This window comes from Butyrivibrio sp. M55 (assembly GCF_900116865.1).
In the GTDB taxonomy this organism is placed as follows: Bacteria; Bacillota; Clostridia; order Lachnospirales; family Lachnospiraceae; genus Butyrivibrio.
In genome coordinates this window covers 29,605-53,294 of the sequence record NZ_FPCD01000012.1, presented here as the reverse complement: position 1 = coordinate 53,294, position 23,690 = coordinate 29,605, and the positions used below count along the sequence as shown (strand labels likewise).

The following is a 23,690-nucleotide window of genomic DNA, read 5'->3' as shown; positions in this document are numbered from 1 at the left end:
TATGTTATGAAAAAGCTAGAAAACAAATGTATGTTGATCACATACGCAGACAGCATGGGTGAGAATCTTAAAGATCTAGCGTTTGTAATGGACAAGTACTTTAAGGATGCAGTAGGCGGTATACATATACTTCCTTTTTTCCCATCTTCCGGAGACAGAGGATTCGCTCCGATGGATTATCACGTTGTAGATAAGACGTTTGGAGACTGGGACGATATAGAAAAGTTGTCAGAACAGTATTACCTCATGGCCGATTACATGATCAATCACATTTCGGCGCAGAGTGAGTATTATAAAGATTTCCTTGAAAAAAAGGATGATTCAAAATACAGAGATCTTTTCATACGCTACAAGGATTTCTGGAAGAACGGCGAGCCTACGCAGGAAGAAGTAGACGTTATCTATAAGAGAAAGCCCAGAGCTCCTTATGTTGATGCGATGTTCGCTGACGGAAGCACAGAGAAAGTCTGGTGTACCTTTGATGAGCAGCAGATTGATATCAACTGCAAGTCAGATACGGCAAAAGAGTTTATTAGGGATAACCTTGTAAATCTTTGCGAGCACGGACTTTCGATCATAAGACTGGATGCGTTTGCATATGCGACGAAAAAAGCAGGCAGTTCATGCTTTTTCATAGAGCCCGAAGTCTGGGAGCTTATGGACGGATGCCAGAAGATCGTAGGACCTTACGGCGTTACGCTTCTTCCCGAGATACACGAGCACTATACAATGCAGCAGAAGATTGAAAGTCATGACTATTATGTATATGATTTTGCGCTTCCAATGCTACTCATAAATGCGTTATACTATGGACAGTCTACATATTTGAAAAATTGGCTTAAGATCTGTCCGAGAAAGCAGTTTACGACGCTCGATACTCACGACGGAATAGGAGTTGTTGATGTAAAAGACCTCCTTCCCGATGAAGAGATAGAGAGAACAAAAGAGGACATCTTTAAATACGGAGCCAATGTAAAAAAGATATACAACACGGCTGCTTACAATAACCTTGATATTTATCAGGTAAATTGCAGCTACTATTCAGCACTTGGTGATGACGATGATGCATACCTTCTGGCAAGGGCAGTTCAGTTTTTTGCCCCCGGTATTCCACAGATTTATTATGTGGGACTCCTTGCGGGAAAGAATGATCTCAAGCTCCTTGAAGAGACAAAAGTAGGAAGAAATATCAATCGCCATTATTACAAGCTGGATGAGATAGAAAAGGAAGTTGCGAGACCTGTCGTAAAAGATTTGCTTGAACTTATGAAGTTTAGAAATGAGCATCCTGCATTTGACGGTGAGTTTATCCTTGAAGATTGCAGTGATGAGGAACTTGTTATCCTCAGGAAAAAGGGTGACGATTTCGCAAGACTCAAAGCAAATTTAAAGACTAAGAAGTTCACTATCGAACATTCGTGACAGGCGATCGATATGAAATGACATCGGAGGGAATATGGCTACATTAAAGGATGTTGCAGCTCGTTGCGGGCTGACAGTTACAACTGTATCAAGGGTTTTGAACAATAGAGGATATATCTCTGACAAAACACGGTCCAAGGTATATGCTGCTATGGAAGAACTTAATTATCAGCCCAATGAAGTAGCCAGATCGCTGTCCAAGAAGTCGACCAATACGATAGGCGTTATTATGCCTCATATCAGACATCCCTATTTTTCCGAGATGATAAGTAATATTGAAAATGCGGCAAGTAAGAGGGGTTACAAAATATTACTTGCCAATTCAAAGGGTGCGGATCATAAGGAAAAAGAGTACCTTGATATGTGTACGAGCAATCGCGTTGCCGGTGTCATAGTTTTTTCCAATACGGTAAAGGGACTCGAGTTTGCCAACAGCAATATTCCGCTTATAACCGTTGAGCGTTTTGTTGAGAACGGAACGGCAGCAGTTGAGTGTGATAACGAGCAGGGTGGTATGCTCGCGGCAGAAGAGCTTATAAGAAGCGGTTGTAAGCATCTACTTATAATAAGTGGTGTTTCTAAGAGTGCCATGCCTGCCGATGATCGTCTGAAAGGTTTTGCCAAAGTCTGCGAAGAGCGCGGCGTGGTTTATAAGGCTGTTTCTACCAGTATGAATCAGTACAATAACCTCGAGTATCACTCACTTTTGACTGGAGAGCTTAAACTCGACAAAGATATAGACGGAATCTTTGCAAGTTCAGATCTGATCGCAGCACAGGTTCTTCAGGTTTGCAGAAAAATGGGCAAAAGAGTACCTGAAGACATAAAGCTTATAGGCTTTGACGATGTTCTGCTTTCACAGCTTACAACACCGCCTATTTCAACAATACACCAGCCCATCAAAGAAATGGCTGAAATGGCAGTCAATCTTGTCATTTCATCTTCTGAGGGCAAAGTTGTTCCCAAGCGCACAATTCTTCCTGTTTCTTACATAGAGAGGGAGAGTACCAAGTGACTGATTTGAAAAATAGAATATTTAAAAGATACCGTTCTGACAGGCCTTTAACAGCTTGTTAGAGCGGTTTTTTTAAAGATAAAGAAAAAGATGGAAATACTATTGAAAAATAGATTGATATGTGCAATATTTAAGTAAAATATAAATGCATTGTGATTGAGTTAAGTTAATTTAACTAAATTAAATTCCGGATTGGAGTTTTGGTAGCATATTTACTTTTTAGTGATAACGGAGGGGAATATAGATGTATGGCGCGATAGAAGCAGGTGGGACAAAGATGGTATTGGCTGTTGGGGACGACAAGTCAAATATAGTAGAGACCACAGAGATAAAAACGAGAAGTCCGAGGGAAACAATCCCTGAGATTATGGATTTTTTTGGAAAGTATGACATTGAAGGCATGGGAATAGGCGCGTTCGGCCCTGTGTGCCTTGATAGGAACTCGGAAAGTTACGGAAAGATAGGAAAAAGCCCGAAGCTGGAATGGGTTGGCTTTTCCTGGATGGAAGCTTTTTGCAAGGCAGATTACCCTGTGACAATAGATACCGATGTCAACGCGGCATGTTTGGGAGAAGTCAAATATGGGAATGGAAAAGGGCTGAATAACGTAATCTACATAACAATAGGCACCGGGATCGGAGTTGGAGTTTATGCTGAAGGCAATCTCCTCCATGGAGCGCTTCATCCTGAGGCGGGACATATTCTTTTGCCTGTGAGCGGCAGAGACGGTTTTGAAGGAATCTGTCCGTATCATAAGAACTGTTTTGAAGGACTGGCATCGGGACCTGCAATAGAGGCTCACTATGGCAAGAAGCCGCAGCTTTTGCTCGATGATATGAGCGTTTGGGAGCAGGAAGCAGACTACATCGGAAAGGCATTGATGCAATATATATGTTGCTATTGCCCTGAGAGGATCATTCTCGGCGGCGGTGTTATGCATATAGAAAAGCTCTTTCCCATGATCCGCGAGAAAACACTTTCCTATATGAACGGATATGTTGATACAAAAGAGATGCAGGATATTGAAAGTTATATAACACCTGCGGGACTTATGGGGCAGCAGGGAATAAAAGGCGCATTGTTCTTGGCATCACTTAAGTAAGACAAGGGATGCTGTAACGGTGCTGAGACAGAACACTAGGCAGTAAATACGGAGACAATAGATGGAAAAATTTGCAATAAATAACTGGATACTGAAAAGAGTATCCGATGGCAGCAGCTACAGGACAGAGGTTCCGGGTAGCGTTCTCTATACATTGCAGGATGACGGAGTGATCCCGGATCCGTTTGTGGCAGACAATGAGAAATTTGCTCTGAAAATGATGGAAGAGGATTTTGAATATGAGGCTAAGTTCGATGTTGATCATGCACTGATGACATATTTGAAAAAAGAGCTTGTATTTGAAGGCATTGATACCATAGGCGAGGTGTATCTAAACGGAAGAAGGATTCTATGTGCCTGCAACATGCACAGGACTTACAGAATTGATATCACAGATTTTTTAAAGGAAAAAGACAATGAATTAAAGGTCTGCATCAGGTCACCGCTTAAATATATAAAGGATGCTTATGAAAAAAGTGAGTGCGACGGAACAGAAGATGCCATGGAAGGCTTTGTTCACATAAGAAAAGCTCATTACATGTTTGGCTGGGACTGGGGCCCGAGAATCCCTGATGCGGGACTTTTCAGACCTGTATATATTCTTGGAATAAATACTGCACGTATAGAGAATGTCAGGGTTCATCAGAGACACTCGGGCGGTAAAGCTGGGCTACGTATTTTTATTGACAGAGAAGTTTACGGTGATGATAAAGGCATTTCCTGTGATGTGATTCTTACAGATCCGCAGGGAAAAGAGCTTAAGTATGAAGATTACAGATCAGGCGATGAAATCGTGGTCGAAGATCCTTTGCTCTGGTGGCCGTCCGGATTCGGAGAACAAAATCTTTATAACCTGGATATAAAATTAAAACTTGGAAATACGGAGCTTGATTCTCTGACAAAAAGAATCGGCCTGAGAACCCTTACCATAACCGGAAAGAAAGATGAGTGGGGAGAGAGTTTCGCACATTGCATAAACGGCTTTGATGTATTTGCTTTTGGCGCGGACTATATACCGGAAGATAACTATCTGACAAGAATGACGCCCGAAAGGACAAGGAAACTTCTTGAAGATTGTAAATTGGCCAACTTCAATTCCATCAGGGTTTGGGGCGGCGGCTTTTTTCCGGATGATGCTTTCTATGATATCTGCGATGAGCTTGGAATTATGGTATGGCAGGATATGATGTTTGCCTGCGGTGTCTATGACCTTACCGAGGAATTTGAAGAGAATATCAGGCTTGAAATAAAAGACAATTTAAGACGAATAGCGGATCATGCCTGTCTTGCTCTCATTTGCGGCAATAATGAGATGGAGATGTTTGTAAAAAACGGAGTGTGGGTTAAGACTCATAAGCAAAAGGCTGATTATATCAAGATGTATGAATATCTTTTTCCTAAGTGGGTAAAAGAATATGCACCTGATGCGGCATACTGGCCATCCAGTCCGTCATCGGGAGGATCTTTTGACGATCCCAACGACTTTGACCGCGGAGATGTTCACTTCTGGCAGGTATGGCATGACGGAAAACCTTTTACCGAGTACAGAAAGTACTTCTTCAGATATCTGTCGGAGTTTGGTTTCCAGGCTCTTCCGTCAAAGAAGACCTTGGAAACGGTAATGATAAGCGAGGAAGACTTCAACCTTTTTTCCTATAACATGGAAAAGCACCAGAGAAACAAATCTGCCAATTCCAAGATAATGCAGTACATGCAGGCAACTTTCAAGTATCCTACGGATTTTGATATTTTAATATATGCATCTCAGCTTCTGTCGGGAGAAGCGATAAGATACGGTGTTGAGCACTTTAGGAGAAACAGGGGGAGGTGCATGGGAACTCTGTATTGGCAGCTAAATGACTGCTGGCCTGTTATAAGCTGGGCTTCTGTTGACTATTACGGAAGATGGAAGGCGCTGCACTATTATGCCAGGAGATTTTTTGCTCCCGTGCTTATTAGCTGTGAGGAGACGAGCACTGTATCTGAAGGGATTGAGATCAATTCCGAGAAGAGTCTGTTCGTACCTGCTATAAAGCTTAATATCTCCAATGAGACCATGACGGAGAGAAAGCTTACGGCAGAGTGGAAACTCAGAGATGCTTTTGGAAAAGAGATTGATGGAAAAGGACTTGAAATCGAAACTTCGGGTACTGTCGATGTAACTGTTTCTCCGCTTTCTTCAAAGTGGGTGACTGAGCAAAGCTTCCCCGAAATCGACATATATTCCTGTTACGTGTCCTTTAAGGCCATAGAAGAGGGCGAGGTGGTATCGGAAGGAACGGCTCTTTTTGTGCCGGCGAAATATTTCCGCTTTGAAGATCCGGGGCTCGCAGTAAGAATGCTCTCGGAAAATGAGATAGAAATAAGCGCAAAGGCTTTTGCCAAAAATATAGAAATTAGAAATGAGAATGACAATCTGGTACTCTCAGACAACTTTTTTGACATGAATCCCGGAGTAAAGATTGTCAGGATCATAAGGGGAGATGCCAATAATCTTACGGTCAGAAGTGTTGCTGATATTCACTGAGTGAAAAAAGACTTACCACGAAATGACCTTAAATGAATTTTTACCGGAGGAATTGTATGAGTGACAAGATTTATGAACCGAGTAACGCGAATATGCAGCAGGGAGCAAGAAATGTGCTTAAATATCTGGCCGAGATCACATATGAAAAGATGATCACAGGACAGCATACGCAGACGATGGAGCAGGAAGAGCTTAAGCTGATAGAGGAAAAGACAGGAAAGAGACCGGCGCTTTTGGGCTTTGAACTTTTGTCTTATTCACCGAATATAAACTATCTCGACTCAGATGATGAATGTATGGATGAGATCGTTCATAACAACGGAACGCTTAAAAAAGCCTGGGAATGGGCTGAGGAACAAGGGCTTATCACATTCACATGGCACTGGTTCTCACCTCTTTACGGCAGGTCAAAGGCTTTTTATACGGAGAATACTTCTTTTGACCCTGAAAAAGCTGCAACCGAGGGCACTGCTGAATATAATGCATTGATCTCGGATCTTGACGTAATGGCCGGGATACTGAGGCCTTTTTGCGAAAAAGAGATCCCTATTTTGTGGAGACCGTTCCATGAAAGTGACGGAACATGGTTCTGGTGGGGCGCGAAAGGATCAGAGCCTGTCAAAAAGTTGTACAGAATAATGTATGAGCGCTTTGTGGGCGTGCATCATCTTAACAATCTTATCTGGGTGTGGAATTCGCATATTAAGGAGTTCTATCCGGGAGACGACGTTGTAGATGTGATATCGGTCGACCTTTATACCGATAAACATGTTCATACGGCATATTCCGAGCAGTATAATGCGCTTAAAGAAATAACCGAGATGAAAAAGCCTATGATTCTAGCGGAAGTCGGTGTTCTTCCGGATCCCGAGGCGGTCCACAGCGAGCATATAGGATGGGCGAGCTTTATGACATGGTCTCTGGATTTTTGCAGAACAGAAGAATATAACACATTTGAATTTTTGAAAGATGTATATAACAGCCCGAATGTTGTAACAAAAGATAATCTCCCCAAACTATATGAGGTTAAAAAGATATGAATGAAGTAGAAGGAATAAAGCGGATAAAAAAACTGATTGATAAGGCCAAAGCGGGTGAAGAACTTGTACTTGGCTTCTTTGGAGGTTCGATAACTCAAGGATCTTTGTCATCCAAGCCAGAACTGTGCTATGCACACAGAGTTTTTGATTGGTTTAAAAAAGAGTTTCCGAATGCAAAGTTTCATTATGTGAATGCCGGAATAGGCGGAACCTCCTCATATTTTGGAGTGTCCAGAGTTTATAAGGATCTGCTTATGTACAGACCTGACTTTGTAATCGTGGATTTTTCCGTAAACGATGAAGAGGCAGAGCTTTTTAAAGAAACATATGAGGGACTGATAAGACGAATATGGTACTCAGATACAGAGCCTGCAATGCTGCTTCTTAACAATGTGTACTATGACGATGGCAGAACAGCAGAGGATATACATTTAGAAGTCGGAAAGCACTACGGAATTCCCAACGTGAGCATCAAAGATACGATATATAAGAGAATGCTTGAAGGAAGATATAATAGAAATGATATTACACCTGACGGATTGCATCCAAATGATCTGGGGCACGAACTTCTGGCAAAAGAGATAACGGATAAGATCAGTGAAATATGCGGTATGGATGTACCTGCGGGTGAAAGAGATCAGGGAAAAGAACCTGTAACAGCAAATCGCTTTGAAGATTCTATAAGATATACCATCGAAAACAGCAGTCCGATATTATTGGGCTTTAGAGCCGATGCGAGAGAAAAAGAAGGACATCTTGACTTCTTTAAAAATGGCTGGATAGCTACAAAAGAAGGTGATTCAATTCACTTTGAACTTAGCGGCGCAAGGACGATTGCCATTCAGTACAGAAAGACAATAAACAGACCTGCTCCCGTTGCGCTGGCGGTTTTGGACGGATGCAGGGAAAAAGCTGTTGTACTTGATTCGAATTTTGATGAAGACTGGGGCGATTGTCTTTATTTGCAACCTGTGCTGAGCGAAAACGAAAGAAAAGATCACATATTGGATATAGAAATAGTAAGTGCCTCGGAAGCAGATAAAAACAGCTTTTATCTGTTATCATTAATAGTATCTTAAAGCAAAGCGTGAGCAACAGCGGGGTAAGGAGATTGGAGGAAAGATGGCGATAGTATATAACGACAGAGAACAAATATGGAAACTTGATACGGAAAATACATCATATGTTCTTGGAGTAGTGGATGGGAAGTATCTTTCACATATCTATTACGGCAAAAAGATAAGAAGCAGCGAGCTTTCGTATCTGCTAAGACCTGATGAGATTGTTCCTCCGTCAATCAGGCCTGCGGAGCAGCTTGGCTTCATGGATGCGATACAGCTTGAGTATCCTTGCGGCGGGATTGGTGATTTCAGGGAGTGCTGCATTTCTGTAAAGAGCGATGCGGGACAGATAGGATGTGACCTGTCATACAAGGGGTATGAGATTGTAAAAGGGAAAGCAAAGATTGCGGGACTTCCTACATGCTTTGGAGACAATGCAGATACGCTTGTGATAAGGCTTGAGGATGAGATTTACGGTTTGGTTGTATCTTTGTCTTTTACCGTATTTGATGATTGTGATGCCGTAATACGTTCTGCAATTATCGAGAATAGGGGCTCGAAAATATTATGTATAGAAAGAGCTATGTCTTCCTGCCTTGACTTTGAGATGAGGGACTGCGAAGTTATAACGCAGTGCGGCGCATGGGCGAGAGAGCACATAATTGAAAGGACGGTTCTTAATCATGCGGCTGTAATAGCGGAGTCGACAAGAGGCGAAGAAGGCCATGATTCCATGCCTTTTATGGCTGTCGTTTCCCAAAATACCGACCGGAAAAGCGGTGAAGTCTACGCTTCTCAGCTCATTTACTCCGGCAATTTTATGGCAAAGGTAAAGAAAAATGCTCACGACCAGATAAGGATGGTCATTGGAATAAATCCAGAGACATTCTCATGGAAGCTTGAACCGGGAGACTCTTTTCAAACGCCTGAGGCGGCTCTCGTTTATTCATCCTGTGGTCTTGGAGAGATGACAAGAGATTATCATAAGCTTTTTAGGAAACATCTGATAAGGCAAGACTGGGTGAGCAAGGAAAGACCTATACTTATCAATAACTGGGAAGCAACATATTTTGATTTTGATAAGGACAAGCTTCTTGATATTGCAAAGACGGCAAGGCAGTGCGGAATAGAACTTCAGGTTCTTGACGACGGCTGGTTTGGATATAACAGAAATCAGCCAAGTGGAGGGCTCGGAGACTGGTATGTCAATGAAGATAAGCTGGAAGGCGGCCTAAAGGGGCTGACCGATGAGCTAAAAAAGATAGATATGAAGTTCGGACTTTGGTTCGAGCCTGAAATGGTCTGTGAAGATACGGACCTTTATAAAAAACATCCGGGCTGGATATTACATCAAGTGGGAAGAATACCTGCGCGAGCGCGTGATCAGTGGGTTTTGGATTATTCCAATCCTGAAGTGAGAAACTATATCTATGAAAGTATGGCCAAAATACTGCGTGAAGTTCCTGTTGTATATATTAAGTGGGATATGAACAGGTCTCTTTCCGATGTCGGTTCTGAGTATCTTCCTTCAGACAGGCAGGGGGAGATTTGGCACAGACACGTCCTTGGAGTATATGAGATTCAGGAAAAGATAACCAAGGAATTTCCATATGTTCTGATCGAGAACTGTTCTTCGGGTGGAGCCAGGTTTGATGCGGGAATGCTGTATTACAGTCCTCAGATATGGTGCTCGGATGATATGGATCCTGTTGAGCGTCTTTCGATTCAGGAAGGAACTGCAATGCTTTATCCGATATCAGCGATAGGATCTCATGTTGCAAAAAGCCCCAATGATATTTCGGGAAGAGAAGTTTCTTTTGAGTCGAGAGCTGTGGCGGCTATGTTTGGAACTTTCGGATACGAGCTTGATGTAACCAAACTTTCAGAAGATGAACTAAAGCAGATTCCAAAGCAGATTGCCAGATACAAAAGCATAAGAAGACTGGTCCTTGACGGAGAGTATTACAGGATAGCGTCATGCAGGGAAAATAAAGAATATGATGCATATATGATAGTTTCCGAAGACAAAAAGGAAGCTTTTATGATATATATGCAGGTATTGTCAAAGGCATTTTCAAGAAGCAGATTGCTTAGACTTGAAGGACTTGACTCTGATATGAAATATGATGTAAACGGAAAAGTTTATGACGGAGATGTGCTGATGAATGCGGGACTTTTGATTCCCGGAAGCAAGGACTTTGAAGCACAATTCATTAAAATTACAGCAGTATAAACTGTTATGGATTGATTATTAAGTTAATTTAATTCATAATAAGAGCCGGAGGATAACAGATGAGACCAAAACAGAAGGTAAAACTAAAAGATATTGCTGACAGCCTGGGAGTATCTGTTGTTACAGTATCTAATTCACTGGCGGGCAGACCCGGAGTGAGCGCTGAAATGCGCACGAAGATAAAAGAATGTGCGGCAAAGATGGGGCTTGATTACAGTAAATACGGGAAGACTACGCCTAAAAAGGTTGAAAATCCGGAACTTATAGGAAAGACCATCAGCGTCATTGTTTCAGACAGATATATTTATATAGGCGCTTCTTTTTACTGGGAGATGTATCAGAAGGTCGCTTATGCGGTTTCTGAAAATGAATGCTTTACGTCGCTGAGTATGGTCAAGGATTACGACGATGACGAAATACTTCCGCCTGTAACGGATGCCGACGGAGTGATAATAATAGGACCTATAAAAGAAAAGTTTCTTAACAGGCTGCTGGCGGCAGTTAAAGTGCCGGTAGTTTTCATGGATCAGCAGATTGAGACAGGTAATTACACTTCCGTCTTGTCGGGAAATTATTACGGAATGTACAGAGCAACCAAGGAGCTGGTTAAAGCAGGTCATAAGGAAATTGGATTTGTCGGAGCGCTTGATTATTCCAGAAATATAATCGACAGATACTATGGATATAAAAAGTGCATGCGTGAGAACGGCCTTAAAGTGAATCGCGAGTGGCTTTTGCCGGACAGGAGCGGAAATGACGAAACTCCTATGATAGAGCTACCCAAGAAACTGCCTACTGCATTTGCGTGCAGTAGCGACTTTGCTGCGGGCTTATTGTATGAAACGCTTAAAAAGCAGGGAAAACGGGTTCCGGAAGATATATCAATTGTTGGTTATGACAATTACCTGCTTAACAGCGATCTTGAAGGAAAGCTTACAACTTACAACGTTGATCTTGTGAAAATGGCCAGACTCACAGTGGAGCAGGTCATTAACGAGATAGAGGATCCGTCACTTGCGGGAACGATATTTGAGGTGGATTCCAACGTTGTGAAAAGAACATCGATAAAAGAGTTGAGGGATAATAATGCAGAGTGATGTTACATTGTCTGATATTGCAGAAAAGCTTGGCGTAAGCAGTGTTACCGTGTCGAAGGCTCTTGCGGGGAAAAAGGGCGTCAGTGATGAACTGCGTGAGGAGATACTAAGTCTTGCCGACAAAATGGGATATGTGCGAAAAGAAAAGAACCATCATTCCAAAAAGAATACCGTAATTGGAGTGATAGTTGCGGAAAGATATCTGAATCACAGTAGGTCATTCTACTGGCACATTTATAAAGAATTATCGGTGCAGTCAAATGATAAAAGAATTCTTACTCTTTTGGAGGTTATAAACAGAGAGGCGGAAGAGTCCGAAAGTGTTCCCAATCTCATTGCACAGGAGAGTGTGGATGGACTGATAATTCTTGGAGCTTTCAATGTCGGATATCTTCGTATGCTTAGAAACAAAGCCAAGATACCGATGCTTTCGCTGGATTCTTTATATGAGGAGATAGAAGGTGATGCGGTGATAACCGATAATATCCTCGGAGGGTATGAGATTACCAGATATCTGTTTGATAAAGGACACAGGAAAATCGGATTTGTCGGTACTTTGAAGGTGACACCGAGTATTGACGAGCGGTATATAGGAATGTGTAAGTTCCTGTCATCGGCAGGTCTGGATGTTGAGTTTAGGGATAATCCATTGGTGATCAATGACAGGGATAAATATGGTAATCTTGACGCAGAGGGGACATTTGCGCTTCCTTCGGCAAAAGAGATGCCGACAGCATTTTTCTGCAATTGTGATGTATCTGCGCTTTTGCTTATCGAGCATTTGAAAGAAAAAGGATACAAAGTTCCCAAGGATATTTCTGTCATTGGATTTGATAATTATGTTCCCGATATGAACAAGAGCATTGAACTTTCAAGTTATGAAATAGATCTTAGTGTAATGATAAGTAAGGCAATGGAGCTGTTGACGCAGAGACTTCGTAATCCCGATATGCCTTTCAGCTCCGCGATGATACGCGGAAAGCTGATCGTCGGGGACTCTGTGAGAGCTGTCTGATAGTGGAAAGGCCAATCGTTCGCGCGTGGGCATTTCGCGAGTGATTGGTCTTTTTTTGCTTTAATTAATTTAAGTTAATTTAAGAAGGCTTGTCTATAAATAATTAACAATATTTAAGGAGTCGTTTTGTTGAGGATTAACGAAACGGCTCTTTTTTACTGAATTTTGTAAAAGTGCTATTGAAAAATGGTGATGAACAAATATAATATTAATTAACTTAAGAACAATGTATTGGAACCATGGTTTTACTTAAATTAATTAAAAGGGGTGAATGAAATGAATTTAAAAAGGACTATTGCTCTATTGGCTGCTGCAGCTGTGGCTGCATCTCTCGTCGCATGTGGCTCTTCACCGAGTGCAGGTACGGAACCGGGAACGGCAGGTTCCGAGGCTTCCGGAAATTCCGGTAATGCTGGTAACGGTGGCACTGCAGATACTGCGGATAACAACTATACATCTGTTGTTCTGGGTGAGACGGGGAAAGATATCAAGACTACGATCAAGGTTTTGACTCACAGAACGGACATGCTTGGGGATGATTATACGGGAAAAAGCTGGAAAGACTATATTGCGGAATTTAATAAGATTTATCCCGGAATTACAGTAGATATCGAAGGTATTACAGATTATGCGGAAGATTCGCTTCTTCGTCTTCAGGGCGGTGAATGGGGCGATATCATGATGATCCCGGCAATTGATGCATCTGAGCTTTCAAATTATTTCATGCCGTACGGAACGGTCGATCAGATGAAAGGTGCCATCCGTTTTGCTACGGACAAGCAGTATGACGGAGTATGTTACGGGGTTCCGTCTACGGGAAATGCTCAGGGTGTTCTTTACAACAAGGCAGTATTTGAGAAGGCAGGAATCACAACATTACCAAAGACACCTGAGGAATTCATAAATGACTTAACTCTGATAAAAGAAAAGACGGATGCGATCCCTCTTTATACAAACTATGCCGCAGGCTGGACAATGGGAGCATGGGATGCATATATTGCGGGAACTGCTACAGGTGATGCAACATACATGAATCAGAAGCTTGCTCATACGGCAAATCCCTTCGCAGATCCCGGTGACGGATCACATGCATACAATGTGTACAAAGTCCTTTATGATGCGGTTGCTAAAGGTCTTATCGAGGATGACTATTCAACTACAGACTGGGAAGGCTGCAAGGGCATGCTTAACAGAGGTGAGATCGGAACTATGGTACTTGGCTCATGGGCATATTCACAGATGCAGGCAGCAGGAGACAAGCCTGAAGACATCGGATATATGAGTTTCCCTATCACGGTTAACGGCAAGCAGTATGCTACGGCAGGTCCTGATTATGCATTCGGAATCAACAAGGATGCAAGCGATGACAATCGTATGGCGTCACTTCTCTTTGTAAAGTGGATGACAAACGAGTCGGGATTCTCATACAATGAAGGCGGTATTCCTATCAATGCCGAAGATGACAAATATCCCGATCTTTATGCGGCATTTGACGGAGTTGAATATGTTTCCGACGAACCTGCACTTGCGGGAGAAGAAGATCTTAAAGATACACTGAATTCCGATTCGGAACTTAGCATTAACAACGGTGGTGACAAGAAAGTTCAGGCAATCATTGAGCATGCTTCCAACGGGGATATGACTTTTGATCAGATCATGGACAGCTGGAATAAAGCGTGGACAGAAGCACAGGAACTTAACGGAGTTGATACAGACAACTGATTTATAAATTTTTTTATGAGCTGCGGGGGAGGGGCGGAATTGTATGATTCCGCCTCAACTTATAGAAAGAAAGTGAGATAACCCTATGAACAAAAGAAAGTGGAAACAGGTGCAGGTAATATTAACATTTCTCATTATTCCGGTAGGATTACTGATTTTGTTCACATATTATCCTTTTGGCAAAATGGTCCAGTTCAGCTTTTATAACATGAAATACATAGGACCTAGGAAATTCGTGGGATTCAAAAACTATATACAGATTTTTAAACGTGAAGATATTCTGAGAACGCTGCTACTGTCTCTATATTACATGGTCGGAGCGGTAATTCAGGTATTTCTTGCATTATATCTTGCTACAATATTCTGCTTTAAGGTAAAAGCTGAAAACTTCTGGAAGGGATTTATTTTCTTCCCTTATCTGATAAACGGTATAGCTATCGGATTCATTTTTAAGTTTTTTTACACAAGAGGATTTGTTCTGGACACGGTTCTCCAAGCGATAGGCTTCAATCCGGACAGTCTTCCGTATTGGTTAAAAGACCAATCGATAAACAACTGGTCGCTCGTATACTCGTCGGTATGGAGATACCTGGGCTCGACAATGGTTCTTTTTCTTGGGGCAATGATGTCGGTGGACAGTACGCTTTATGAAGCGGCGTCGATAGATGGCGCAAATAAGTGGCAGACGTTCTGGCACATCATTTTACCGAGCATAAAGACAATAGTAACACTGAATGTAATCTTGGCTATTACAGGATCTCTTTCGGCATTTGAGCCGCCTTTTGTTATAACAAGCGGTGCAAACGGCACGGGAACATTCTTTGTAGTAATGAATGATATTGCTCATACAAGTCAGAAGGTCGGACTTGCCAGTGCGATGGCGGTATTCCTTCTTGTGATTATCTTCATTGCCAAATTTATTCAGGATGCAATATTCAAGTTCCTGTTCAGAAATGCGGGAACGGATATAGATGACAGAGAGTTTAAGAAACAACGTAAAAGGGAAGAGAAGGCAAGAATGCAGATGCATAGAGGAGGTAGATAATGTCATCAGATACAGTAATTGCAAGTGTTGTTCCGAAGAAAAAGATGAGTATTGGTGATATTGTTTGGGGAATCATAAAGTATGCTTCTGTTGCGCTTTGTGCTTTTTTGGCGGTACTTCCAATAGTATCCTGTGTCATAACTTCGCTGAAAACAGAGGTTGAGTATCAGAGCACCAATGTTATGACACTTCCGGAAAACTTTTTTAATTTTAACAATTATGTTCAGGCTTTTGCTCAGGCAAATATGGGACTGGCATTTATTAACTCGGGAATAATTCTTTTATTTGTACTTGCGGGATCGACCATGATAGGCTCTCAGCTTGCATATGTTCTAAATCGCTTTAGCTTTCCCGGCAATGCGCTTATCAGGAATCTGTTTACTTTTGCGGCGCTTCTTCCGGGAATTGCCATGCAGGTTTCGGTATATGAAATAATGGTAAATCTCGGACTTGTAAATACTTTGTACGGCTACATCATCATGATGATGGGAACGGATGTAATGTCAATTTACATCTACATTCAGTTTTTTGAAAACCTTCCCGTTTCGCTTGATGAAAGTGCATTTTTGGACGGTGCGAATTACTTCCAGATTTATGCAAAGATATTGCTTCCGCTCTTAAAACCTGCGATTGTTACGAATCTGATTCTTAAGGGCGTTGGCGTTTACAACGAGTATTATTGCGCGAACCTGTATCTTCAGGATAAAAGAAAACTCTGTACGGTAGCCACATCATTGTACACATTCACGGGCCCCATGGGTAATCAGTATCATCTTATCTGTGCCGGCGTGATCATGTCACTTCTTCCTGCTCTGATAATATTCTTGCTTTGTCAGAAACAGATTTATAACGGCGTTGCAGCCGGTGCGGTAAAGGGGTGATAAGTAATGGTCAGTGAAATAAAGGAGCATCTTCTGAATGGGATCATACCTTTTTGGAAAGGTTTAAGAGACGATGAATTCGGCGGATATTACGGCTATATGGGCTATGATCTTGCCGTTGATAAAAAATATGAAAAGGGCTGCATACTAAACAGCAGGATATTATGGTTTTTTTCAAGCGCATACAAAGTTCTCGTAGATAAAACGCTTTTAAGCGAGGCTACGCATGCGTATGAGTTTTTAAAAAAATATTGCATTGATGATGAATATGGCGGGGTATTCTGGTCGGTATCTTATGACGGAAAGCCTCTTGATACTACAAAACATACATATAATCAGGCTTTTACCATCTACGGACTGTCTGCATATTTTGATGCATCGGGAGATTGGGAAGCACTGAAAATGGCTATTTCGCTCTACGAACTTATAGAAAAGAAAATGCGTGATGAGCGCGGATATCTTGAAGCATTCGACAGAGAATTCAAGCCTGTATCAAATGAAAAACTGTCGGAAAACGGTACCGATGCGGTAAGGAGCATGAATACTCTTTTGCATGTTATGGAAGGATATACGGAACTTTACAGAGTATCGGGGGATGGCAGAGTCAGAAAATCATTATATGAGATCCTGAAAATAGTAAGTACCAAGATATACAATCCAAAGCTTCGCAGACAGGAAGTCTTTTTTGACAAAGATTATAACAGCCTGGTCGATCTTTATTCCTACGGACATGACATAGAAGCAGCATGGCTGATAAATAGGACAACCGATATTCTGGGTGACGGTGACCTTTCGGCAAAGATCGGCAGAATGACGGAGGAGATGGCGAGTGAAGTATATAAAGTTGCTTTTGACGGAAAATCAATTCCCGTCGAGGGACAGAATTCAGTTGTAAAAGAGGACAGAGTCTGGTGGGTGCAGGCTGAAGGAATCAATGGATTTCTTGATGCATACGAAAGACATCCCGAGAAAAAAGAATATCTTGAGGCGGCACGGGCTCTTTGGGATTACATAAAAGAATTTGTCATCGATAAGAGACCTGGATCTGAGTGGTTCTGGTATGTCGATAAAAACGGCGTACCCGCGAAGGATGAGCCTATAGTTGAGCCGTGGAAGTGTCCATATCATAACGGAAGAATGTGTTTGGAGGTAATAACAAGAAATGTTACATGAGAGATATTACATTGAAAAAGACAGACAGGAAAAGCTCATGTCGCGGAAGAATGAACTTACGGATTTTTATAACGGAGTATATACAAGATATAAATATCCGGTTCTTACAAGACAGCATATTCCGCTTACGTGGAAATACGATCTTGATATAAAGAGTAATCCGAATTTTCAGGAGAGGCTTGGGATAAATGCAGTTCTAAATTCAGGAGCCATTAAGCTTAATGGGAAGTATTATCTTGTTGCCAGAATAGAAGGCAATGACAGAAAGTCTTTTTTCGGAGTTGCTGAAAGTGATAACGGCATAGACAATTTCAGATTTTGGGATTATCCGATATTGCTTGATGACACTTGTAAGGAAGAGACAAATGTCTATGACATGAGGCTTACGCAGCATGAGGATGGCTGGATATACGGAGTGTTCTGTTCCGAGAGCCACGATGATTCCACAAACGATCTCTCGGCGGCAGTTGCGGCAGCAGGAATTGTAAGGACAAAAGATCTTAAAAAGTGGGAGCGACTTCCGAATCTTGTTACAAAACGCTCGCCTCAGCAGAGAAATGTTGTTCTTCATCCTGAGTTTGTTGACGGAAAATATGCTTTTTATACCCGTCCAATGGACAGCTTTATTGATACCGGAAGCGGCGGGGGTATAGGCTTTGGACTGTGCGATGATATTGAACATGCAGTAATAGATGAGGAAAAGATTCTTAGCAGAAGGAGATATCATCAGATCACGGAAGCCAAGAACGGTGAATGTGTTGTGCCCATAAAAACAGACAAAGGATGGCTTCATATCGCGCACGGCGTAAGAAATACGGCAGCAGGACTAAGATACGTCCTTTATGCCTATGCAACAGATCTAAACGATCCCGGAAAAGTTATAGCGGAGCCCGGAGGACTTCTTCTTGGACCGCTTGGATGGGAGAGAGTAGGAGACGTTTCAAACGTTGTATTCTCAAACGGCGCGATAGTAGAAGAAAACGGCGATATTCTTCTTTATTATGCGGGCAGCGATACAAGGGTGTATGTTGCCAAAACAAGTATTGAACTTCTTAGCGGTTATGTCTTTGGAACTCCCGAAGATCCGGGCAGAAGCGTGCTTTGCGTGCAGCAAAGATACGAGCTTATAAAGAAAAATCTTGAAGTTTTAAAAAATGAGATTTAAGGAGCAAATATGGCAGTATTGAAACTACAGGCTCCCACCAAAGATTATCTGTGGGGAGGAAACCGCCTTGTCGACGAATTCGGTAAAAGACCGGCAGGCGATGTGACCGCGGAAAGCTGGGAGTTGTCATGTTATCCCGGTTGCGAGTCTGTGATTGAAAACGGTGAGTTTGCGGGAAAGACGCTCACAGATTATATAAATGAAAAAGGTAAGAATGTTCTTGGAAAAAACTGCAAGAAATTCAGGGACTTTCCAATACTTATCAAGCTTATTGATGCAAGAAAAAATCTGTCATTGCAGGTTCATCCGTCAGATGATTACGCTCTGAAAAAAGAAGGGCAGTACGGAAAGACGGAGATGTGGTATATAATTGATGCCAAAGATGACGCTTTTTTGTATTATGGTTTTAAGCGCGAGATTTCCAAAGAAGAGTTTCGAAAGCGCATAGAGAATCAGACTCTTACCGAAGTGCTTAATGCTTATCCCGTAAGCAAGGGGGATGTGGTTTTTATTGAGGCGGATACTCTGCATGCAATCGGTGAGGGGATTCTTCTTGCAGAAATTCAGGAAAATTCGGATATCACTTACAGAGTGTATGATTACGGAAGACGCGATAAAAACGGGAATCTGCGTAAACTCCATATAGAAAAAGCGCTTGAAGTGACCGATCTTTTTCCGGCCAAAAAGGTCCCGAGACCTGAACCGCATATCGGAAATTGCAAATATTTTACGGTTGATAAAGTCAATCTAAGCGGTAAGATCATGAATAAGCTTAGCGGTACGGTTGACGAGAACTCGTTTTTACATATTCTGTTCCTTTCGGGAGAAGGGGAAATAAAGAATGACAACGAGGATGTGAGATTTAAAAAGGGCGACAGCTTCTTCCTCCCCGCCGGTGATGGGAATTATGAGATTTGCGGAGAGTGTGAGGCACTTTTCACGTATATTTAAGGATGAGAATATGCTTAGAGAGTATAAAATTTCAGAAATAGAAAAATTGAAGATTCATGGCAGGAGAACTGCATGTCTTGATCCTTTAACGCTGTTCTGGAATGGTTCGGGAATAGAAATGAATGTACGTGCCACTGTGGTGAAACTTCGTTGTTACGCAGACTATTCAGTCTTTGAGCCGTGGATTGATGTCCTTGTTGAAGGCGTAAGATATCAGAAGAGACCGCTCGAAAAGGGAATAAATGAGATCACGATCTGGCAAGGAAACGCGGGACCTGGCGAAAGCGATATTCCGCTCAGAAATATCAAGATCATACGAGATACACCCGCTATGGCCGCGGATGGTGATACGCTGATCCGGATTGAATCTGTTATTACCGATGGTACATTTGAAATTGTTGATGAACCGGGGCATAGGATTGAGTTCATAGGAGACAGTATAACATCAGGCGAAGGCTGCATGGGGCCTGTCTGTGAACAGGACTGGAATAGCGCATGTTTTGATGCTTTCGATAATTATACATATATGACTTCTCAAAAACTTGGAGCCGACTACGAAGTATTCAGCCAAAGCGGCTACGGTTTTATGTGGTCATGGTATGGCAATCCGAAAGAAAACATGCCGTCATTCTATGAGGAGGTATGCGGTCTTGTTCCGGCAGGAAAAGCTTGCGAGATTGGGGCTCATGAGAAATATGATTTCTCTCTTTTTGAACCTGATATCGTTATCATCAATTTGGGTACGAATGATGCCGGTGCATATTCTTTAAGCAGTCATGAAGCTGCTAGGGATGGCGGTACGTATTCTGAAAGCGATTACGATGCTGCAAGGAGCATGGGAAGTGATAATATTCACTATCTGAATGAAAAAGGTGAGATCCCGTCGGAGGATGTGGCAGCGCTTAAGAACGGCGCAAAAGCTTTTTTGAAAAAGGTCAGAGAGAAGCGCCAAGGTGCCATAATAATATGGGCTTACGGAATGCTGCTTCAGGATTCGGATATAATCAACATTCAGATGACAAACCTGTTGTCAGCGGCAGTTGCTGAGTATTCCAAGCAGGAAAACGACAGCAAGGTATATTATCATCAGCTGCCGCCTACACTTGCAGGAGAGTTTGGCTCGAGATCGCATCCCGGCCATCCGGCTCACAAAAAGGCAGCAGAATCATTGGTGAAGAAGATAGAGGCGATATTGGGGGTACGATAAAAAGAGTTGCTGCTTAGGCTTTGTTGTTTGCTCTCATAACATGTGCGGATATTGGATACTTATAGAATAGGTTTGCTGCCGGAATAGATAGCAGTGCACCTAATATTATTATCACTAATCCTGTGGTGACAGAATTTGTCAGGGTAAGCTTGTATAGAAATGTCGGCATGTGTGAACCAATAAAACTTGTTGAAAATACTATTGGAACTATAGTAAGACTCATAAATATTACTCCTATAACCAAAAATCTGGAACAGATAATTTCAAAAAAAATAGTGAAAAGAATCAATATGCTATACAAGATAATTAAACCACATTGTATAGCATAGTTGCGATTTGCCGGCATATCGTTTAATGGCTTACTTGCAAGATAAATTCTGTGCCAGGAGAGCATTGCAAATATAATAATGTTATAGGGTATTTGTATAATTAATGGATATAGGGTCTGAAATTTTTTGGCAGATGCCGAGGTTTGAACTATGCTGCTTCCGTTTGATATCATAATTGATTGATATATCACGCTTGTACAAGTAATTGTTCCCAATATGCCGGCATTACCTAAAGTTGAAGAAAATTCACATAACGCTCCTGAAGCAAATAAAAGCAGTGCGGTGAAAATCTGGGATTTTAATTGTGGAGCCGCTTTTATAATAGTCATTATTTTCGTTATTTCTTTTTTCATGTCTGATCTCCTTGATGAATAGAAGGCAATTTTTTAGTTTTTTCCTTAAGTTTTATTATTAACCCTCATTACATGTGCTGATATAGGGTATTTATATAGCAGGTTTGCGAAAAGAGTTGAGAGTAGTGAACCTGCTATTAGAATAAGAAAGCCTAAAGTAATAGCAATTGGAAATGTGAGATTAGTAATATTAAAAAAAGATTGAGGATGTACTATTGAATAAGTAATCATAGTTATAAAAATAAATGAAAATAATATCATACCAACAAGAGAAGGACCAAAGAATTTATGACTTAAAATTTCATATATGGATGAAAGGAAGCATATTGTGCTAAACATTAGAATATAAAAGCATTGTAAGCTGATGCTTTCTTTTATAGACATATCAAGCGCAGGTTTACTTGCAATATAAACGCTGTTAAAGGAAACAATAAAAAAGAGGATACTGTTCACAAGTAATTTTATATAAAAGGGAACATTAATTTGGAGTTTTTTTGCTGATGAGGATGTTTGGCCAAGTCCGGTGCAACTAACCGACATTATGGTCTGGTATATTTGTCCGGTAACGTTGGAAAGATAAACTAAGCCCAGAATGTTATATGTACTTGATGTCTTTGCAGTTATCTCGAAACATACTCCTGCAATCAAGAAGAGCAATGCACTGATTATTCGTGTTTTTAATTGTGGAGCGGCTTTTATAATAGTTATTATTTTCTTGATTTCTTTTTTCATGTCAATACTCCTTGATGTTAGTAAAGCAACGATCTGTTGTATAACTAAACGCAAAAATGCTGATTATCACAGATAAAATAAAAGTTATCGGAAGCCATATCATAAATGGTATATGAATGGAATCATGTAAAAACAGGAACATCATGCCTGAGTTAAGTGCGCCAATTATTGCGGTTAGTGTGAGCGATATATACGCGTGTACATTGTTTGACAGAATATTTCTCATAAATGTAATGATGCCTGTCGTAATGCTATAGTTTAGAAAAATAATGGTTGAGATAAATGTCAGAAAACGTATATCTATACCATTGAATGAGCTTATTATTGCTATGATCAGGCTTAGTATCGGAGGAATGGCTATCTGTATAAATCTTCTTATCTGGTCTGCAATTATTGCGTCCTTCATAAAGTTGTCAACGTGAGTTGATGTTTTTATTATTCCAAGGAAAAATCCTTTTGCGGTAATTCCGTTAAAAGGCATATAGTCAGCTAATAAGGTAAAACATGAAAGAAGCGTCATCATGATTACTATACCCAGATAGTTGTCAAATGACATAATTACCAATGCAAAAGGAACAAGAAGAGCAGGCATGATAACAAGCATTGCAATGTTATATAAAAAACTGCAAAAGCAATTATGTGCGGTTATCATTCTTGATAGGTGTTTCATTTATATACTCCTCCGATCAGCGATATGACTTAAGCTTTGTGTATGCGCGCATTATGCCGACGGCAAGCTGTGAAAGGGTGGGAATAGAGGTTTCGACATCCATTCTTGCAAGCTTATCAATGTTTTCGCTGAGGCAAAGGCCCTCATAACCGTAGGTGTTTGAAGTCATATCATAAAGGATATGCTTTGCGGCTTCTTCGTCTTTCTTTTCACCGCGTACAAAGACATACTTTTCCTTTAGGTCTTCGACGAAGCCCTGTTCAACAACGGTTCCGTTTTCGATTATGATCGCATAGTCTGTCACGTTCTCCATGTCAGAGATGTTGTGAGTGGAGAAGATGACCGATCTGTCGTTATCCTCTGAAGAAGCGAGGTATTCACGGAGCATTGAACACAGTCTTTCTCTCATAAGCGGATCAAGCGGAGAAGCGGGCTCATCCATGAGAAGGAGCTTGGTATCTCTTGCAAGAACACCTGCAAGCATGAGCTTTATGCGGTTTCCATCTGAGAGACTACTTACTTTTTTGTCTTTACCCGAACGTGAGCTGCTTGTTACCGCAAGATCTTCTAAGATCTGATCGTATTTTTCTCCGTCGAAATTATCGAACAATACAGACTGGATCTCTTTTGTCTGCTTGAGTGTCCAGTGGGGGAGGAAGTAGTGCTTGTCGGTACCGGTATAGCCGATGTGTTCTTTGACGTAAGGATCGTTTTCCCTGTCTTTTTCCGTGTAATTACCAAAGTAAGTGATTTCGCCTTTATGAACCTGCTTTATACCTGCGATCATTTCGAGCAAAGTAGTCTTACCTGCGCCGTTTTCGCCGATAAGTGCAGTTGCGAATCCTTTGGGAAAATCGATACTGTCAATATTAAGCTCGAAATGACGGTATTTTTTACTGATGTTTTTACATGAGATGACTGCTTCTGCTTTCATAGCTTAATGCCTCCGT

At 41.5% G+C, this 23,690-nt stretch carries 20 protein-coding genes; 16 read left to right on the top strand and 4 right to left on the bottom strand.

Annotated elements, in window-relative coordinates:
- Window positions 1-6 precede the first annotated feature (6 nt).
- The 16 genes from gtfA (at window position 7) to BM398_RS12415 (ending at window position 20,656) form a co-directional block, all read left to right on the top strand.
- The gene (gene gtfA / locus BM398_RS12490) at window positions 7-1,422 is read left to right on the top strand and encodes a sucrose phosphorylase (protein ID WP_092337959.1); all 1,416 of its coding nucleotides are present in this window, start codon (window positions 7-9) and stop codon (window positions 1,420-1,422) included.
- 34 nt (window positions 1,423-1,456) lie between these two features.
- Window positions 1,457-2,437, top strand: coding sequence for a LacI family DNA-binding transcriptional regulator (locus BM398_RS12485; RefSeq protein WP_092337958.1), 981 nt, complete (start codon window positions 1,457-1,459; stop codon window positions 2,435-2,437).
- 244 nt (window positions 2,438-2,681) lie between these two features.
- Window positions 2,682-3,539, top strand: a complete 858-nt coding sequence (locus BM398_RS12480) for an ROK family protein (RefSeq protein ID WP_092337957.1) — start codon at window positions 2,682-2,684, stop codon at window positions 3,537-3,539.
- 61 nt (window positions 3,540-3,600) lie between these two features.
- Window positions 3,601-6,066, top strand: coding sequence for a beta-mannosidase (locus BM398_RS12475; protein WP_092337956.1), 2,466 nt, complete (start codon window positions 3,601-3,603; stop codon window positions 6,064-6,066).
- A 56-nt stretch (window positions 6,067-6,122) separates the two neighbouring features.
- On the top strand, window positions 6,123-7,106 hold the full coding sequence (locus BM398_RS12470; RefSeq protein WP_092337955.1) for a glycosyl hydrolase: 984 nt from the start codon (window positions 6,123-6,125) through the stop codon (window positions 7,104-7,106).
- Window positions 7,103-8,185: an SGNH/GDSL hydrolase family protein gene (locus BM398_RS12465; protein WP_092337954.1), complete on the top strand. Its 1,083-nt coding sequence runs from the start codon at window positions 7,103-7,105 to the stop codon at window positions 8,183-8,185. Before BM398_RS12470 ends, BM398_RS12465 begins: the two co-directional genes overlap by 4 nt.
- A 43-nt stretch (window positions 8,186-8,228) precedes the next feature.
- Window positions 8,229-10,400: an alpha-galactosidase gene (locus BM398_RS12460; RefSeq protein WP_092337953.1), complete on the top strand. Its 2,172-nt coding sequence runs from the start codon at window positions 8,229-8,231 to the stop codon at window positions 10,398-10,400.
- Between the two features lie 59 nt (window positions 10,401-10,459).
- The gene (locus BM398_RS12455) at window positions 10,460-11,497 is read left to right on the top strand and encodes a LacI family DNA-binding transcriptional regulator (RefSeq protein ID WP_092337952.1); all 1,038 of its coding nucleotides are present in this window, start codon (window positions 10,460-10,462) and stop codon (window positions 11,495-11,497) included.
- The gene (locus BM398_RS12450) at window positions 11,487-12,512 is read left to right on the top strand and encodes a LacI family DNA-binding transcriptional regulator (protein ID WP_092337951.1); all 1,026 of its coding nucleotides are present in this window, start codon (window positions 11,487-11,489) and stop codon (window positions 12,510-12,512) included. Before BM398_RS12455 ends, BM398_RS12450 begins: the two co-directional genes overlap by 11 nt.
- A gap of 276 nt (window positions 12,513-12,788) precedes the next feature.
- A complete protein-coding gene (locus BM398_RS12445) occupies window positions 12,789-14,234 on the top strand; it encodes an ABC transporter substrate-binding protein (protein WP_092337950.1) in 1,446 nt (481 codons plus the stop codon).
- An 85-nt stretch (window positions 14,235-14,319) separates the two neighbouring features.
- Entirely contained in the window at window positions 14,320-15,279 is a 960-nt protein-coding gene (locus tag BM398_RS12440) for a carbohydrate ABC transporter permease (RefSeq protein ID WP_092337949.1), read from the top strand.
- A gap of 44 nt (window positions 15,280-15,323) precedes the next feature.
- On the top strand, window positions 15,324-16,160 hold the full coding sequence (locus tag BM398_RS12435; protein ID WP_027208195.1) for a carbohydrate ABC transporter permease: 837 nt from the start codon (window positions 15,324-15,326) through the stop codon (window positions 16,158-16,160).
- 6 nt (window positions 16,161-16,166) lie between these two features.
- Entirely contained in the window at window positions 16,167-17,333 is a 1,167-nt protein-coding gene (locus tag BM398_RS12430) for an AGE family epimerase/isomerase (protein WP_092337948.1), read from the top strand.
- Window positions 17,323-18,498, top strand: coding sequence for a glycoside hydrolase family 130 protein (locus BM398_RS12425; protein WP_092337947.1), 1,176 nt, complete (start codon window positions 17,323-17,325; stop codon window positions 18,496-18,498). Before BM398_RS12430 ends, BM398_RS12425 begins: the two co-directional genes overlap by 11 nt.
- A 9-nt stretch (window positions 18,499-18,507) precedes the next feature.
- Window positions 18,508-19,449, top strand: a complete 942-nt coding sequence (locus tag BM398_RS12420) for a type I phosphomannose isomerase catalytic subunit (protein WP_092337946.1) — start codon at window positions 18,508-18,510, stop codon at window positions 19,447-19,449.
- Window positions 19,406-20,656 (top strand): GDSL-type esterase/lipase family protein, encoded by a 1,251-nt coding sequence (locus BM398_RS12415; protein ID WP_175531935.1) that lies wholly within the window; start codon window positions 19,406-19,408, stop codon window positions 20,654-20,656. The genes BM398_RS12420 and BM398_RS12415 overlap by 44 nt, the downstream gene beginning before the upstream one ends.
- Window positions 20,657-20,669: 13 nt before the next feature.
- Here BM398_RS12415 and BM398_RS12410 read toward each other — a convergent pair whose 3' ends face one another.
- From BM398_RS12410 to BM398_RS12395, 4 genes are read right to left on the bottom strand one after another with little or no spacing between them, the layout of a single operon-like run.
- Window positions 20,670-21,338, bottom strand: coding sequence for a hypothetical protein (locus BM398_RS12410; RefSeq protein WP_092337944.1), 669 nt, complete (start codon window positions 21,336-21,338; stop codon window positions 20,670-20,672).
- A 45-nt stretch (window positions 21,339-21,383) separates the two neighbouring features.
- Window positions 21,384-22,070 carry a hypothetical protein gene (locus tag BM398_RS12405; protein ID WP_092337943.1) on the bottom strand — a complete coding sequence of 229 codons (687 nt, stop codon included), beginning with the start codon at window positions 22,068-22,070 and terminating at the stop codon, window positions 21,384-21,386.
- 1 nt (window position 22,071) lies between these two features.
- Window positions 22,072-22,740: a hypothetical protein gene (locus tag BM398_RS12400; protein WP_092337942.1), complete on the bottom strand. Its 669-nt coding sequence runs from the start codon at window positions 22,738-22,740 to the stop codon at window positions 22,072-22,074.
- A gap of 16 nt (window positions 22,741-22,756) precedes the next feature.
- Window positions 22,757-23,674 (bottom strand): ATP-binding cassette domain-containing protein, encoded by a 918-nt coding sequence (locus BM398_RS12395; RefSeq protein WP_092337941.1) that lies wholly within the window; start codon window positions 23,672-23,674, stop codon window positions 22,757-22,759.
- Between the last annotated feature and the right edge of the window lie 16 nt (window positions 23,675-23,690).